Origin of the sequence: Chryseobacterium sp. OV279 (assembly GCF_900128945.1) — a bacterium.
GTDB lineage: Bacteria > Bacteroidota > Bacteroidia > Flavobacteriales > Weeksellaceae > Chryseobacterium.
The window spans coordinates 782,084-796,709 of sequence record NZ_FQUD01000001.1 but is presented as its reverse complement, the minus strand read 5'-3'; the positions used below and the strand labels follow the sequence as shown (position 1 = coordinate 796,709).

Genomic DNA, 14,626 nt, shown 5'->3' with positions numbered 1-14,626 from the left:
ATGCGTTTTTTTATTATTTTTCTATCTTCATGTTATACAGTTTTTCCCAAACTGCAATATTATAAAGCCTCCATTCTAAACTTCGGTCAGTTATAAAATTAAACTTCTTTTTTGAAATTTCCTGAATAATTTTTGAATTGTTGATGGTGTCAATAATATCTTCTGATCTTGGCCACCAATGCTCAGTAGGAGCATCAAACCCAATTTTTCTTGTACTGTATGTAATCTGATCGGGAAGATATTTTTCAAGTCTTTTTCTCAGGATGTATTTGGACCATCCGTTTTTTATTTTAAACTTATTGTTGATAGAAAGGCATATTTCAACAAAATTATAATCTAAAAACGGCAGTCTGGACTCTATAGAATAACTCATAGAGTTTTTATCTTCCCATTTTAAAAGTTCAGGAAGAAGATCCCGAAATATTTCACTTTTCTGAAGTTCGAAAATGTCTCTATATGACTTCGTTACTCCTTTAATTTCCTTAAAATCAATCTGATCACTGTATTTTTTCTTTAAGATCTCTCCTCTCATTTTGAGCCTCAACTTACGCATAAAGAACAGTGAAAAATAAAGATACATTCCGCCGGCTTCTAATAAGGATATACTATAATGTTTTCTTATTTTGTGCAGCTGATTTATTTTTTGGTAAAAATTCTGATTTTTCATATAAGCTACAGCATAGCTTTTGTATCCTAACAGAATTTCATCTGCTCCCTGCCCATCAAGAAGGACTTTAATTCCCAGACCATTTGCCTCTTTCATCAAGAACTTCTGCATATAAACAGAAATACCTCCGAAAGGTTCTTCATGCTTGAAAATTACTTCTTCAAACGTATGATGAAATTCGCTGGATTTTGGTGTTACCACATCATGTTCTATACCTAAAGCATTGGCAGTAATATCAGAAAGTTCGCTTTCGTCAGAAGCCTTATCTATTGAGCCTACCGTAATTGCTGTAAGCTTTTCATAATTTTCTTCTTCAGCAAGAACTTTATTGGCTATTGCTGCAACGTAAGCACTATCAAGACCTCCACTTAAGGCGGTTCCTATTTTTACATCTGAACGTAATCTTAATTTTATGGATTTTTCAAACTCCTTTTCAAATATTTCACCTGCTTCTTCCAGATTCAAATCATTAATTTCCTTTCTAAATTCAATATCATAATATTTATTGATACGGATTGAATGGTTTATTAAATCATAACTTAAACTGTGTGATGGCAGGAGCTTTAATATACTTTTAAAAAATGTCTGCTCAGACTGCTCAGACATATTGACAATTAAATATTCAAGTAATACTTTTGTATTTACTTCTTCTATTTTTTGAATTTCTAAAATAGGTTTGATTTCGGATGCAAAAATAAATTGATTATCATCCACAAAGTAATAGAAAGGCTTGATTCCGAATCGGTCTCTAGAGCAGAATAATTTATTTTTCGCTGAATCAAAAATGACAAAAGACCACATTCCGTTGAACTTTTTAATACATTCTTCTCCCCAATAATCATAGGAAGCAATTAAAACTTCAGTATCAGATGTACTTTTGAATGTGTAGCCATATTTTTCAAGTTCATTTCTCAATTCAATGTAGTTATAAATAGCGCCATTGAACACCATGACATGTTTGTCACCCAGATGAAACGGTTGATTGGCGGATTCACTTGTATCAATAATAGAGAGCCTTCTATGCCCTAATCCCAAATTTTCTTTAATAAAAAAACCTTCAGCATCAGGACCTCTGTGAGACATTTTATCTGTCATCTTTCTGAGCGTTCCCTCTTTTACTACAGTGTGATTTTTATAAACTATTCCTGCTATACCACACATCCAGTTAGTTTTGTATTAATTTTTCCTTTTCTTCAAAAGTAGGATAATTTATTAAAACAGCTTTATAAACTCCTTTAAATACAAACAGACTTCCTGCAGCGACCCCTATTATTCCATGTTTATCGATGACCTGCTTCACATCATTCAAAGTACCGGCACCTCCCAAAACGGTAAGCGGAAGTGATATCTTTTCTCTAACCTTATTGATTAAAGCCATATCATACCCTTTCATAACACCGTCCTGATCTATCGAATTAATGACTATTTCACCAGCCCCGAGCTTCTGTGCTTCTTCTACAAACTTAAAGGGATCTATTCCAGTAGCTTTTTTACCATTGTGGGTATAGACTTCGTAGCCTCCAAAAAGTTTTTTCTTTACGTCCAGGACTACAATCACACTTTGGGAACCTACACGTTCTGCGATTTGAGTAATTAACTGTGGATTTTGAAGTACAGCGGAAGAAAGTGCTATTTTTTCGATTCCAAGTCCAAAAATTTTCTGAGCCTGTTCTACAGTTTTCACACCACCGCCGTAGCAAAGTGGCATTCTGGACTGGTTCGCTATTCTTTCAATCAGGCTATAGTTCGGCTCAAGGCCTTTAGCGGTAGCATCGATATCAAAAATAGCAAGTTCGTCGACTTCCTTTTCGTTAAATATCCTTACGGCATTGATGGGATCTCCGACGTATTTTGGATTTTTAAAATTGACAGTCTTTACAAGTCCATTATCCTGGAGTAAAAGACTCGGTATAATTCTAGGCCTCAGCATTTGTGATTATAATTTTGCAAAGTTGTGTAATAAGATTTCGCCATAATGATGGCTTTTTTCGGGATGAAACTGTATTCCGTACTTATTGTCATGGTGTGCAGCCGAAGCAAATTCACCTCCATAATCCGTAATAGCCATAATATCTTCCTGATTGTTACAATGAAAATAATACGTATGAAGAAAGTAAAAAATAGAGTCGGTTTCAAGGCCTTTAAACAATGGAATATCTTTAACGGGTTTTACATCATTCCAACCCATGTGCGGAAGTCTTGTCACCTGATGAATTTTTGTTTCGTCAAATTTCTTCACAGAAGCATCAATCCATTTCAGACCGTCTAGTTTTCCTTCATCACTATTATTGGCCATCATCTGCATTCCAACACATATTCCAATAACGGGGATGTTCTGGCCAAGCACAAGATCATCCAGTTTATCTCTCATTCCAGAGTTATTCAGCTCAGTCATTGCGTGGTCGAAATGCCCTACTCCCGGAAGAATCAGTTTTTCTGCCCCTTCCAGATCTTCTTTAGTTTTGGCTATTTTTACAGGAACGTCAACCCTTTTATATACATTTACAAAGGCATTGATGTTTCCTACCCCGTAATCAATAAGTGTTATCATCTAAATAATCTTTTTTCTAACCCCAATACTTTCATTGATTTTGCACCAAGACCAATAAGTTGTCTTTTATTTTTGTAATCGTGGTATGTTTTGTTTTCTCCTTCAAATAATTTCTGAAGTTCATCTGTAGTCAGGTCTAACTTGTTAGCCACATATTCAAACTCCTTCAGTAAAAATTCTTCAGAAAGCTCAGGTTTAGACACTCTTTCCAAAGCTTCTTCTCTTGTCATCTGTCCGGTAAGAATCAAACTGGAGAAATGGGCTTTTCTTTTCTGATATCCGAATTTTCTCGGCATCCAGTAATCTTCGAAGAATCTGGTAAATCTCGACTCATGATGTTTATGCTGAAAACTTTCCCATCCATATCTGTCTAACAATAGCTGTTCAACATCTTTTTTGATATATGGCAGACAGTTCAGAGGCTTATAAACCTGCATTCCCAAAACATATTTGTAATACAGCTTATAGCTCATAATATCCACGATCGGGAATGTTTTAAGATCTCTTTTTCCGAATTTTTTATGAATATCTAAAATTAATGTCTTGTCAATTCCAGGATATGCTCCCCACTCTTCGGGCTCACGGCAACATTCGGTAGAAAAGTTTCCCCCGGTTAAGACATATTTTATTTTATTTTTTTTGGCAAACTTATAAAGACCAGAAAAGAATGCAATATCCTGTGGCATATCCTGATCTGCAATCTGAGATTTCAGGAATGCTACCTGCAGGTCTTTCATCTCTTCCCAATTGATTACTTCGGTATAGAGATCCAAATTAAGCCCGTTAACCAGTTTTTCGATATTGCTTACCGCTCTGTCTGTATTCCAGCCCGCATCTACGTGAAAAATAAGTGGACGCAATCCCATGATCTCTTTGGCTACATAGGCTGCGTAGGAGCTGTCCAGCCCACCGCTTAATCCAATAATACAGTCAAAATCTCTGTTTTTCCCGTCTTTTTTTATTTTTTCAGCCTCCTGTTCCAGCTCTCTTAAACCTCTTTCATCTGTATGCCAGTTAGGCAGAATACTTTCTTTATAATTGATGTAATAATCACTTTCACCTTTTTCATTGAAAACAATATTAGGATCTGTAGTATCCATAATTGTTTTTGTACAAATCTGATAAGTATCTTCTTTTCCCATTTTTTTATGTTATCTTTCTTTTAGCATTATGTTTAATAAGCTCATGATATAATCATCGTAAAACTTATCAAAATTAATTTTACTTTTACTAAATTCTTCATGAATCTTCGGTTCTTTAATTCTATAGGAATAATCATCGAAATTCCATAGAACAATTCCATCTACCTTTTTCCCTTTATAGTTTGTTTTCATCATTTCAGATACATAGGTTCTGAAATTTTCTGTACTGATTCTACCATTGCCAATTTTGGCGGTAGAGGGATGGTAGCGGGACATTATGAACGGATATACTTTTTTATTGTAGAGTTGTCCGATTCTGATCATTTCTCTGGTATTGTCTTTTAAATAATCAATATTTTCAGAATCAAAATCGGCATTATTATAAAAAATATAGATTGAAGGAAACAATACATCGCTGTTATTAATAATTTCCTGAACCTTTTTATGTCTTTCAAAAAAATCTGTTTTCCTTTCCCAATAGGTCGTAAAAGGAATATAGTAATATCCCCATTTCACCCCAGGTCTTTCTGCCTTTACAAGTTTCAATACATCCAGAAAAAGTTTTAAGCTTTTTTTAAAATTATCGCTGGAAACATCTTCATTAATCAGATACTCAAGATAGGGGTATTCCAGATCTATATAGGCCATCCCTTTTGCTTTAGGATCAGGATAAGCCAGTCTTACCTGCTCACGGAGATGCTCCGGATTAAAGGCAAATTCTTTTTTCTCGTCCAAAAACTGTCTGTCATTGACAAAACTTACCAGTTTTATATTATTATCGGATATGAATTTTTTATACTCGACACTTTTATTTCCGGAAGCAATCAGTACTTCGGGAACTGCTTTCTTGGCTTTCTTTTGTGCAGAAATGTGTATTGCACCGATCAGGAATACAAAACATAAAATACTGTTACTAAGTAGTTTTGACATGCGAAAGTGTTTTATTAATAAGGTGATTCCAGTCCAGATATTTTGCTGCTGTTTTTGAAGCCAGTTCTTTTCTTAAGCTGAGTTCATTTTCAACATACAAAATCTGCTCAATGCTCTTTTTTATATTTTCTTTAGTTATATTTTCCGAACTCAATTCAATAATTGCACCGAACTCATTCAGGTACTGAACAGATTGCTCTCCTACATCTCCTACAATCAATGGAAGTCCCGAAGCGATAGCTTGCTGCCAAACTATAGACTGGCTGGCAGGAAATACAGCAATATCTGATGCGGAAAGATGCTCATATACCCCTTTATTATTCAACCATCCAATATAATGAATATTCGGATTATTATCGGACAAACTTAGTAATTCTTTTTTATATTCCTGGTTATACTGATCGGCATCTCCAACTATAATCATATGTAATCTTTCATCATTAATTTCGTTAAATGCTTTAAGAAGAAGATCTGTTTTTTTTGCAGGTGTAAATTTTCCTCCTGTAAAAATGATAACATCATTTTCAGCAATTCCCAGTTTTTTCCTGATCTCTTTTCCTGCTCCCTGATTTTTCAACTCTTCCACCATATCCGTATCTGCTCCTAAAGGAAGCACTTCCATTTCGTTGACAGGAATGCCATATACTTCTTTAAGGAATTTGGTACTTCCCGGAACTATTGGATAAAATTTTGCTATATGTTTACGGATCGGGTTCATGTATATATACTTTCTCAATACCTTGTGAAGAATATTTAAAGAAAGCCAGTTATTTGCAGAGTTGCTATAATCACAGTGATAGTCCATAATCATCTTCACATGAGGATTCCTTTTTTTGTAATCCAGCATTTCAAACATATTAGGCATAATATCGTGAATGTATAAGAGGTCCGGCTTAACTTCTTCTACAATTTTTGTAATGGATGTATATTTTTTAATTTTCCCTAAATAATTAAATTTAAATGGAAGCTTTATGATTTTTGCTCCATGATCATACAATATTCTTTCAGGCTTAGAATTATCATGGATGTTATTGTAATAATCAAATACATTATCATAGGTAGAAGTAATGACAGTCACTTCATGGCCATGCTTTTGGTAATATTTCACCAGTAAATTCTCCTGATACTCCAGACTTTCTACATAAAGTTCACAAAGCATTAATATTTTCATTTTTTTAAATTTTTAAGTTTTAAAAATTTCCTTTCGACAAAAAACCAGGAAATAGATGCTAATGTTATGGTTGCAATAAATACTAATACAAAATAATAGGTACTGTGGATTAATCCCCGCTGAACTAAAACATTGATGACTAGCATATGAAAAATATATACTCCATATGATATATCATTATGATTGAGAATCTTATTACTGGTATTATTAAAAGTAAAAGCCGTTGAAAGTACTACAAAAGCTAAAAATATATTTGAAATTAAATGGTATGGAGTATAAAGAAAGTATGAATTTAAATCATTCCCCATCCAATTTCCAAAAATATTGATATATAGCATGTAGGCAGCCAGCCAAAGCAGCATTTTCTTTTCAACAAGAATCTTAATTCTATCCCAATAATGGTATGCCAGCACACCAAAAAGAAAATTATAGAGATATGGAAAAACAGTAACTCCACCAAGTTTAGCTATCATTGAATCTTCAGAAAACTGTCCAAAGAAAAGATTCACCCCAATTGAAATCAACATAATAGCCAGTATTATAATAAATTTCTGCTTGCTGAAGACTTTAAGTAGAAAAAATAATATCGGAACAAATAAATAAAACTGTATTTCGATAAAAATAGTCCATAAACTTCCATTGGGAGTTCCTACACCCCAAAATCTGAGCAGGTCAGGCGTCCAGAACTGAAATAGCGTTAATTGGGCAGCAATCCATAACCAAAACTCACCAGCTTTTAGAATGATAAAGGGTTGTTTAGCATCAAACAATAACAATATTACGGTTATAATTAAACAAAACCAAAGTGCGGGATAAAGCCTTAACAGCCTATTTTTCAAATATTTTACAATATTATCCGAATTTCTATCATACGACCAATAAATTAGAAATCCACTGATTGTAAAGAAAATAGGAACTCCGGGAAAATAATAAACAAACAGATTTCCAAATTCACCTATAACACCTTTAATCTCAAGATGATGTACCGAATGCGTAAAAACAACTTCCAAAGCTGCCAAAAGCCTTATGAGGTCGAAATTATTTATTTTGTTTATATTTTTTTGAATCATCAATGTGAGTTTTAGTAATTAAATATTATAATCAAAAGAATACTAATAATTGGTTAGAAATAAAATCTAAATCTGAATGAGTTACGTTTTTGTTAAATGCTGTTTAGAGTTTTTAGCATTATTCATTTTGAAATTATATTCTACGAGATATATACTCACCCAAAACAAACTTATTCTCCACCCATCAAAAGAACCACTTTTCATATCTTCAAGAAAGAATAAAAGGCTTACAATATAAATAATAAGTATTTTTTTATCTTTTCTAATATATTTTAGATGATAAACAAAAAAATAAATATAAATCCCCAGATATAAAACGCCTCCCATTATTCCTAATTCCATAAGACTTTCAACAATCAAATTATGGGGAAATTCTACTTGATCCTCACCCGTAAGAGCGATTCCGGAACTTCCTATTCCCAACCCTAAAAAAGGATGTTCATAAAACGTTTCCAACCCTCTTTTCATAACCATCACTCTATATAATACACTCCCGTCCTCAGATGATGCCTTTACCATATTGAATCTATCAACATTTACATTTTCTATAATCAAATCAATGATATTATCCAGATAGAAAATCACAACAAGAATAGCAGCCATAAATGTAAGAATTACCTTATAATTGAATTTAAGATTTTTCAAATTCAACATATAATAAATACAAAGGGATAGAATAAGATTAAATATCGGACCTCTTCCTCCCAGCTGAGTTAAAAGGAATAGAAGAACCAGACGGTATGCAATAACCGCGATGGTAGGTTTGCTGGATAATGAAAAGACAAAACATGCTGAGAGCATAATACCAATACTAAGGTAAGTAGGTACATTTTCTATGTACTGAGTTGCATCAAAGAATATAATAAATGTTGATGTAAAGTATACATATAATAACATGGAGATTGCAAAGATACCCACCAGATACATCAGCTTCTGAAGTTCTTTAAAAATTACATTTTTAAATGCAAATAAAGGATAGATAACCGTAAAGAAGTTCAGAAACATTGCCTCATTTTTTTTATCTGAATAAATGTACGATACCGTATAAAAATTCGAAAATGCAAAAAAGGATAACAAGATTAAAATCAAAAATACTTGATTGTATACTTCTTTTCGAAAAATAGTAATTGTTTTGATCTCAAAAAACAAGACGATAACACACAACCCTCCAAAAAACAAAGTTAGGTCAATAGGGAAAGGAATCCACTTGATAGATCCTGAAAAAACGAATATAAAATATATAAATATTTTAAAAAAATTAAAAGAAAAAACGGTGCTAAAAAAATCCTTCATCTATCCTGTATTTTTCTTTAAAAATTCTAAATATACTTTGTTGTAAAATTCCATTTCTCTGTATACATAAGCATTATGCCACAATATGATAAAATCTCCTCCCGTCCTTTTTACCCTTTCACATAAAGTTTCCAAAACCTGTTTAGCTTCAGAAACAGAATATTTTTTATACATGCTCATTGTTACATCCATTGCGATCAGAGGTTTTTCTTTGATCTTATAAGGTCTGTCGTTCGCCAAATCATAAGGATGAAATTCATGTGAAGTACCACATTTAAATCCTTCTTCTTCCGCAAATCCCATGGTATAGTCCGTATGAATTCCAGCCTTTTCCAGATTATCAAAAGTCTTTCTTCTGTCAAATCTCAAATAATGCTGTCTCGAGTGTGTAATCTCTTTTTCCGTAGCTCCGGCCACTCTTCCAACCTGTTCATTTAGAACATCAATATCCCTGAAAGTGTAAAAACCCGGATGAATTCCTGAGGTCATCCCCGAAGCATCAATCTTTTTGAAAATTTCTTTCAGATTTTCATCATAAATATCATATCCGGAATCATAAGCTGACGGATTCCCGGCCATAAAAAAGAAGACCGACTTGAGACCATTAGCTTCAGAGTCTTTAAAAAGCTTTTCAATTCCTTTAAAATAAGGGTCTTTACATTTATCTGATAAACTCTGCAGAAAAAAATTAAACGCAGAAAAAACTTCTTTAAAGTCCCACGTATTCACCAATTGTCCGATAATTGATTTTACTGCTTTAAAAGGCCCTGTAAAACGATAAATATCATCAATATCATGGGTTGGTGTAACAGAGAATTTCCTTGGCCTGATTTCAATATCAGGATATTCTTTTTGAATAACTGTTCTTATCAACATGGCATATTCATCTACCAACGCAATTTTAATAAGATCATATTTTTTAGAAATACTGTTTTTATACAGAAATCTGTCATACTCATCTTTATCTTCCGAGAGATACTCATCCAAACTGGAAAGTAAAATAAACGGCAAAGAAAGTAAGTCAAAATTGACCGTTAGTTTTTCTTCATCCCTTTGATACAGGTTTTCCTCCCCGTTAGTTTTAATAACAGGAATCTGACTGTACTCATCGAAAGCTGAAACAGAAGACAGGTTTAATTTCCCTTCAAGCAGTTCCTGAAAATCATCAGTCCCACAAATAAGGAAATTCATCTTTTTATCTCTACATACAATTTCAATATTTTTCTCTGAATAATGAGATACAGAAAAATCAATCTTATATCCCAGCGCAATCGTCAGGATCGTATCAATTGTATATTTTAATGCATTTTCAGTTCTCATTGAAAAAAAATTTCTTTGCCTCCATTTTTGTCATAGGTTCACCATGTCCGCCGTAGATTATTTCTATTCCGGCAAGATTCAGCATCGTATTGATTGACTTTTCTGCCATCCCCTTGTTTCCGGAAGGTAATTTAGTCACTGTTTTCTCTCCTTTTATCATTAAATCTCCCACAAAAACATCATTATTTATTTTACAGCTGATGCATGAATCTGTATGTCCTTTTGTATGATAAAATTCCAAGTCATGACCATCCCAATTAATTGTATAGCCATCTTCACAGACAGCTATATAATTTTGGAGTTGATAAGAAAACTGTTTTCCATAAAACACGGAAAGGTTTTTCTTAATATTCCCAATATAGGCCAGTGATTCATTGCTTAGAACACACTTCGGATCATATCGGGACACTATATCTTCTATACCATATACGTGGTCAAAGTGGCCATGCGTAATAATACAATATTCAACTTTAAGGTTTTCTTTCGCGATAAACTCATACAGTTCGGTATGATCCTGAGTCCCGGGATCAATAACAACAGCCGTATTCTGTTCATTAAAAATTAAAAAACAGTTTGAATCTACTGGTCTATTTTCAAATCTCTTAATGAATAGTTCCATTTTTAAGATGATATATTAATAGAACGCCCTCCATCTACAGTCATCTGTTGTCCTGTAATCCATCTGGCATCATCGGACAATAAAAAGTTTACAGCATCAGCAATATCTTTTGCATAACCTATCCCCAAAGGATACTGAGCCTGCATTCTGGACATTACATCTTCATTATCAAATATATTCTGAGTCATTTTAGTGAGTACCGCTCCTGGCAGTACAGAATTAAATCTCACCTTCGGCGCCAGTTCTACAGCTAAATTCCTCATCAGACCGTCCAGCGCAGATTTTGAAGCTCCATAGGTGCTCATTGCTTTGGCTCCACGGTTACTGATATTACTGGAAATGAATACCACGGAATCTAGTAATGAATTGTTATTTTTTTTATTAACGAGCAGTTTTACCAGCAAATTAGCAGAGAACACATTGGTTGTGAAACATTCCATCATGAAATCATTATTAACCAATTTCAAAGGAATCATCTTCATAAACCCGGCACAGTGTACCAGCTTATGGATATTAAGATTATTTTCCTGCAAAAACTGGATAAGTGTTTTCTCCACATTTTCCAGATTGCTTAAATCCATCGGAAGAAGATAGGATGTACATCCTTCCGAAAGCTTAGGGTGCAGTTCTTTTAATTTTTCTGTATTTCTTCCTGTAAGCACAAGATCATACTTTTCTGATAGTTTCACAGCGATATCTTCGCCGATTCCTGCCGTAGCTCCTGTTAATAAAACTGTTGGTCTCATATTTTTATATTGCTGTAAATCCTCCGTCTACTGATAAAACGGCTCCGGTAATCCATCTGCTCATGTCTGATGCTAAAAAAACAACAGCATTGGCGATGTCCTGTGCTTCTCCAAGTCCCATTGGGTGAAGAGCCTCCAGTCTTTTGTTGTATTCCTCGTCAAAGATCGTTGATACCCCTTCCAGCATTTCTGTTTTTATAAATCCCGGGGCTATACAGTTTACCCTGATATTTTTAGATGCCATTTCAATAGACAGTGATTTTGTAATTCCGTGCAGTGCAGATTTTGACATTGAATAGGCCACGTTCGCTGCAGACCCTACAATACCATATACAGATGAAATGTAAGTAATGGAAGGATAATCCCCTTTATGATTTTTAACACTGCAGAAAATTTTGGAAAGTTCCAATGCAGCCAAAGTATTGATTCTTAACACTTTTTCTACGGTTTCCATTTTTAAAGTTTTCAACGGTTGCACGCAGGGAATTCCCGCCACGTTGATCAGACCGTCCAGCTTTCCTGTTTCGGCTACTTTTTCTTCCACAGCTTTTTTCAATCCATGAATATCTGAAAGATCATGAACCAGTAAAACAGAAGCATTTTTACATTGCTTCTGTGTTTCTTTTAAGGCTTCTTCATTAATATCCAGTAATACCAGTTCCGCGCCCAGTGCGGATAAAGTCACTGCCGTAGTTCTGCCAATACCGGATCCGGCACCAGTTATCAGTATATTTTTTGAAGAAAAATCCAGAAAACCGTTTACGTTAAGCATTCTGTTTAGATAAAATTAAATTGTAAAGTCCTTCAACAGTCTTAGCATCAGTGATTTCCTGATTAACGATTGAAACTCCAAATTCTTCATCCGCCATTGCAATAATTGAAAGAGTAGCCAAAGAATCCCAAGCTTCAAACCCCTCAAGGTTATCTCCTAAGTTTACCTGATCTACTTCCAAAATTTCCGACATCTGTTCTAAAAAGTTTTCCATATTTATATTTATTTTAAGCTTCTATTTGTTTACAAAAATTCATGTTCCCGATATTCATAACGATAGTTCCCCATGTAAGGCCTACCCCAAATCCTGAAAAGCAGACGTCCATACGCTCTTTTTCAAGTCTTTCTCCCAGGTTAAAAGCAGTAACTACCGGTATGGTGACACCACTTGAGTTTCCGTGATTTTCAACCACGTTGCTTGGAAGCTTGTCTCTGCTTACCCCTATTTTATCAGCAAGCTTCTGAAGCATGAACTTATTGGGCTGGTGGAATAGGAAATAATCTATTTCATCAGCTGTTTTTCCTGCTTCTGTTAAAATTCTTCCCACCTGTTCCGGCACATTGGTCTGTACAAAATTGAATACATTATCCCCCTGCATCACCAAATGGTTTTTACTTCTCTTATTACCAAAAGAATCTTCATACAATTCTCCTGTTTCCTCAGTAATTGGAAGTCTTGCCCCGCCTGCAGGAATATTAAGAGCCATTGCTCCTTTTCCATCCATCAGGATTTCTCCGTAAATAGGGCGGTCTTCAGTATCTTTTTCCACAATAGTAATCGCTGCAGCATCTCCAATCAGAGGATTACTGTTTCTGTCCAGCTTGGATACTTTCGGACTTAAAACATCAGCATTACAAAGCAAAACTTTATTGATGGAAGGATTGTCCAGCAGCATAAATGCCTGTTGGAGACCTATGATAAAACCTGCACATCCCTGATTGATATCCATGCATAGAACATGATTTGGGAGATCTAAATACTGATGCAGCAGATTACTTGTAGGCGGCATGATGTATTCAGGCGACTGCGATACAAATAACACAGCATCAATCTCAGATGTATTCAACAGATTGTTTTCAACAAGATAATCCAGTCCTTTTACAACAAAATCATAGCTGGTAATGTCTTCAGATGCTACAATACGTTTTGTATTGAATCCCATCGCCATTTTCAGCTTCATGGATTTGGCTTCCGAAAATGAATAATGATGCATTTCGTCTTCAAACCTGACAACATTTGAAGGCAAAACGGTCAGTATTCCTGATATTTTTTTATGTGAAGTTTGGATTTTCATAATTATGCGGCTCCATTTTTCTTCAAAACATTTTCAATAGAATCCAATGTTTCAAAGTTTTCAGGAAGAATGTCTGTTCCGTCTATTGATATTGAGAATTGCTCATCCAGACTCGTTACCAGTGAAACCATATCAAAAGAATCCAAAAGGCCTCTGCTGATAAAATCAGTTTCCTGTGAAAAATCGAACTCTGGTCTTACACTGTTTAATATCTCAATTATTTTGTTCTTCATATTTAAGTTTTTTATTTATAAGTACAATATTATACATTTTCTCTTCATTAAACCCAAAATGCTTATATCTTTTAATAGCATTCTCATTACTGTCAATTACCCAGAAAATTTCTCTTTTTACCTGCTCAAATTTAGTAAAAAATACATCCATGAGCTTTGATCCTATTTTTTTACTTCTGTATTCCGGATCTACAAACCAATATCTCAGATGAGAGGTAATTCCGGCATTTTCAAATATGATAAACCCCTGAATTCTGGAATCGTCCGAATAGTAATACACGTCTTCTTTTTCGATCATTTTCTGCAGTTCTTCCCGTGTAGGAATCTGCTCTGCAAATTTATTAAAATATTTAAGATAAATATTCTGCAATTCATCCAGCTTATCCTCATCAAGCTGATGAATATTTGGTGGAAGCTCAAAATGTACCGGCTCCGGTCTCATTCTGCTCATGCGCACTAAACGGGTGTATTCATGAAAATTGTTCCCCTGAAACTGATCATTAATTTCTTTTAGGTAATCTTCATTACCAACCACTTCAGATACGATGATATGGTTACCGTATTTTTCTTCTACGAGCTTCAGATTAGCCTGAAGGTCTTGCATATCATTGGAGATGAAAAAATATTTATAGAAGCCTTCCTGTTCTACCAAAAAGTAGAATCCATTATCTGATCTGTAGGCTACGGTTTGATGGCCGTCTTTCAAAAAGCCTAGCTTTTCTTCAGAAAGAAAGAAATTAGTCCTCAGATTTTTATTTCTGAGTCTGCTTAATTCTTCTTTGACAACATCAAAACTGAAAACTTCCACTTCTTTCAT

16 protein-coding genes are annotated in these 14,626 nt (G+C 34.3%); all 16 read right to left on the bottom strand.

Annotated elements, in window-relative coordinates; genetic code table 11:
- Positions 1 to 13 precede the first annotated feature (13 nt).
- Positions 14 to 1,828, bottom strand: coding sequence for an asparagine synthase (glutamine-hydrolyzing) (gene asnB / locus BUA72_RS03580; RefSeq protein ID WP_072921823.1), 1,815 nt, complete (start codon positions 1,826 to 1,828; stop codon positions 14 to 16).
- Positions 1,829 to 1,832: 4 nt separating this feature from the next.
- The gene (locus BUA72_RS03575; protein WP_047449809.1) at positions 1,833 to 2,597 is read right to left on the bottom strand and encodes an AglZ/HisF2 family acetamidino modification protein; all 765 of its coding nucleotides are present in this window, start codon (positions 2,595 to 2,597) and stop codon (positions 1,833 to 1,835) included.
- 6 nt (positions 2,598 to 2,603) lie between these two features.
- The gene (gene hisH / locus BUA72_RS03570) at positions 2,604 to 3,218 is read right to left on the bottom strand and encodes an imidazole glycerol phosphate synthase subunit HisH (protein WP_072921822.1); all 615 of its coding nucleotides are present in this window, start codon (positions 3,216 to 3,218) and stop codon (positions 2,604 to 2,606) included.
- Entirely contained in the window at positions 3,215 to 4,360 is a 1,146-nt protein-coding gene (locus tag BUA72_RS03565) for an N-acetyl sugar amidotransferase (protein WP_047449816.1), read from the bottom strand. Before BUA72_RS03565 ends, hisH begins: the two co-directional genes overlap by 4 nt.
- A 9-nt stretch (positions 4,361 to 4,369) precedes the next feature.
- On the bottom strand, positions 4,370 to 5,290 hold the full coding sequence (locus BUA72_RS03560) for a hypothetical protein (protein ID WP_072921821.1): 921 nt from the start codon (positions 5,288 to 5,290) through the stop codon (positions 4,370 to 4,372).
- On the bottom strand, positions 5,274 to 6,461 hold the full coding sequence (locus BUA72_RS03555) for a glycosyltransferase family 4 protein (protein ID WP_072921820.1): 1,188 nt from the start codon (positions 6,459 to 6,461) through the stop codon (positions 5,274 to 5,276). Before BUA72_RS03555 ends, BUA72_RS03560 begins: the two co-directional genes overlap by 17 nt.
- Positions 6,458 to 7,531 (bottom strand): acyltransferase family protein, encoded by a 1,074-nt coding sequence (locus tag BUA72_RS03550; RefSeq protein ID WP_083544112.1) that lies wholly within the window; start codon positions 7,529 to 7,531, stop codon positions 6,458 to 6,460. Before BUA72_RS03550 ends, BUA72_RS03555 begins: the two co-directional genes overlap by 4 nt.
- Positions 7,532 to 7,612: 81 nt before the next feature.
- On the bottom strand, positions 7,613 to 8,824 hold the full coding sequence (locus tag BUA72_RS03545; protein ID WP_047449825.1) for an O-antigen ligase family protein: 1,212 nt from the start codon (positions 8,822 to 8,824) through the stop codon (positions 7,613 to 7,615).
- Positions 8,825 to 10,144, bottom strand: coding sequence for a polysaccharide deacetylase family protein (locus BUA72_RS03540; RefSeq protein WP_072921819.1), 1,320 nt, complete (start codon positions 10,142 to 10,144; stop codon positions 8,825 to 8,827).
- Positions 10,134 to 10,763, bottom strand: a complete 630-nt coding sequence (locus BUA72_RS03535; protein WP_072921818.1) for an MBL fold metallo-hydrolase — start codon at positions 10,761 to 10,763, stop codon at positions 10,134 to 10,136. The genes BUA72_RS03540 and BUA72_RS03535 overlap by 11 nt, the downstream gene beginning before the upstream one ends.
- 2 nt (positions 10,764 to 10,765) lie before the next feature.
- On the bottom strand, positions 10,766 to 11,509 hold the full coding sequence (locus BUA72_RS03530) for an SDR family NAD(P)-dependent oxidoreductase (protein ID WP_072921817.1): 744 nt from the start codon (positions 11,507 to 11,509) through the stop codon (positions 10,766 to 10,768).
- 4 nt (positions 11,510 to 11,513) lie between these two features.
- On the bottom strand, positions 11,514 to 12,281 hold the full coding sequence (locus BUA72_RS03525) for an SDR family NAD(P)-dependent oxidoreductase (protein ID WP_072921816.1): 768 nt from the start codon (positions 12,279 to 12,281) through the stop codon (positions 11,514 to 11,516).
- Entirely contained in the window at positions 12,274 to 12,495 is a 222-nt protein-coding gene (locus tag BUA72_RS03520; protein ID WP_034748097.1) for an acyl carrier protein, read from the bottom strand. The genes BUA72_RS03525 and BUA72_RS03520 overlap by 8 nt, the downstream gene beginning before the upstream one ends.
- 13 nt (positions 12,496 to 12,508) lie before the next feature.
- Entirely contained in the window at positions 12,509 to 13,576 is a 1,068-nt protein-coding gene (locus BUA72_RS03515; protein WP_072921815.1) for a 3-oxoacyl-ACP synthase III family protein, read from the bottom strand.
- A gap of 2 nt (positions 13,577 to 13,578) precedes the next feature.
- Positions 13,579 to 13,809, bottom strand: coding sequence for a phosphopantetheine-binding protein (locus BUA72_RS03510; RefSeq protein WP_047449840.1), 231 nt, complete (start codon positions 13,807 to 13,809; stop codon positions 13,579 to 13,581).
- Positions 13,790 to 14,626 carry a GNAT family N-acetyltransferase gene (locus tag BUA72_RS03505; protein WP_072921814.1) on the bottom strand — a complete coding sequence of 279 codons (837 nt, stop codon included), beginning with the start codon at positions 14,624 to 14,626 and terminating at the stop codon, positions 13,790 to 13,792. The genes BUA72_RS03510 and BUA72_RS03505 overlap by 20 nt, the downstream gene beginning before the upstream one ends.

Bases quoted from the DNA above. Each gene is read 5' to 3' on its own strand.
- BUA72_RS03510 (WP_047449840.1), bottom strand. From the start codon at position 13,809: ATGAAGAACAAAATAATTGAGATATTAAACAGTGTAAGACCAGAGTTC.
- hisH (WP_072921822.1), bottom strand. From the start codon at position 3,218: ATGATAACACTTATTGATTACGGGGTAGGAAACATCAATGCCTTTGTA.
- BUA72_RS03520 (WP_034748097.1), bottom strand. From the start codon at position 12,495: ATGGAAAACTTTTTAGAACAGATGTCGGAAATTTTGGAAGTAGATCAG.
- asnB (WP_072921823.1), bottom strand. From the start codon at position 1,828: ATGTGTGGTATAGCAGGAATAGTTTATAAAAATCACACTGTAGTAAAA.
- BUA72_RS03515 (WP_072921815.1), bottom strand. From the start codon at position 13,576: ATGAAAATCCAAACTTCACATAAAAAAATATCAGGAATACTGACCGTT.
- BUA72_RS03545 (WP_047449825.1), bottom strand. From the start codon at position 8,824: ATGAAGGATTTTTTTAGCACCGTTTTTTCTTTTAATTTTTTTAAAATA.
- BUA72_RS03565 (WP_047449816.1), bottom strand. From the start codon at position 4,360: ATGGGAAAAGAAGATACTTATCAGATTTGTACAAAAACAATTATGGAT.
- BUA72_RS03575 (WP_047449809.1), bottom strand. From the start codon at position 2,597: ATGCTGAGGCCTAGAATTATACCGAGTCTTTTACTCCAGGATAATGGA.
- BUA72_RS03560 (WP_072921821.1), bottom strand. From the start codon at position 5,290: ATGTCAAAACTACTTAGTAACAGTATTTTATGTTTTGTATTCCTGATC.
- BUA72_RS03540 (WP_072921819.1), bottom strand. From the start codon at position 10,144: ATGAGAACTGAAAATGCATTAAAATATACAATTGATACGATCCTGACG.
- BUA72_RS03525 (WP_072921816.1), bottom strand. From the start codon at position 12,281: ATGCTTAACGTAAACGGTTTTCTGGATTTTTCTTCAAAAAATATACTG.
- BUA72_RS03550 (WP_083544112.1), bottom strand. From the start codon at position 7,531: ATGATTCAAAAAAATATAAACAAAATAAATAATTTCGACCTCATAAGG.
- BUA72_RS03505 (WP_072921814.1), bottom strand. From the start codon at position 14,626: ATGAAAGAAGTGGAAGTTTTCAGTTTTGATGTTGTCAAAGAAGAATTA.
- BUA72_RS03535 (WP_072921818.1), bottom strand. From the start codon at position 10,763: ATGGAACTATTCATTAAGAGATTTGAAAATAGACCAGTAGATTCAAAC.
- BUA72_RS03555 (WP_072921820.1), bottom strand. From the start codon at position 6,461: ATGAAAATATTAATGCTTTGTGAACTTTATGTAGAAAGTCTGGAGTAT.
- BUA72_RS03530 (WP_072921817.1), bottom strand. From the start codon at position 11,509: ATGAGACCAACAGTTTTATTAACAGGAGCTACGGCAGGAATCGGCGAA.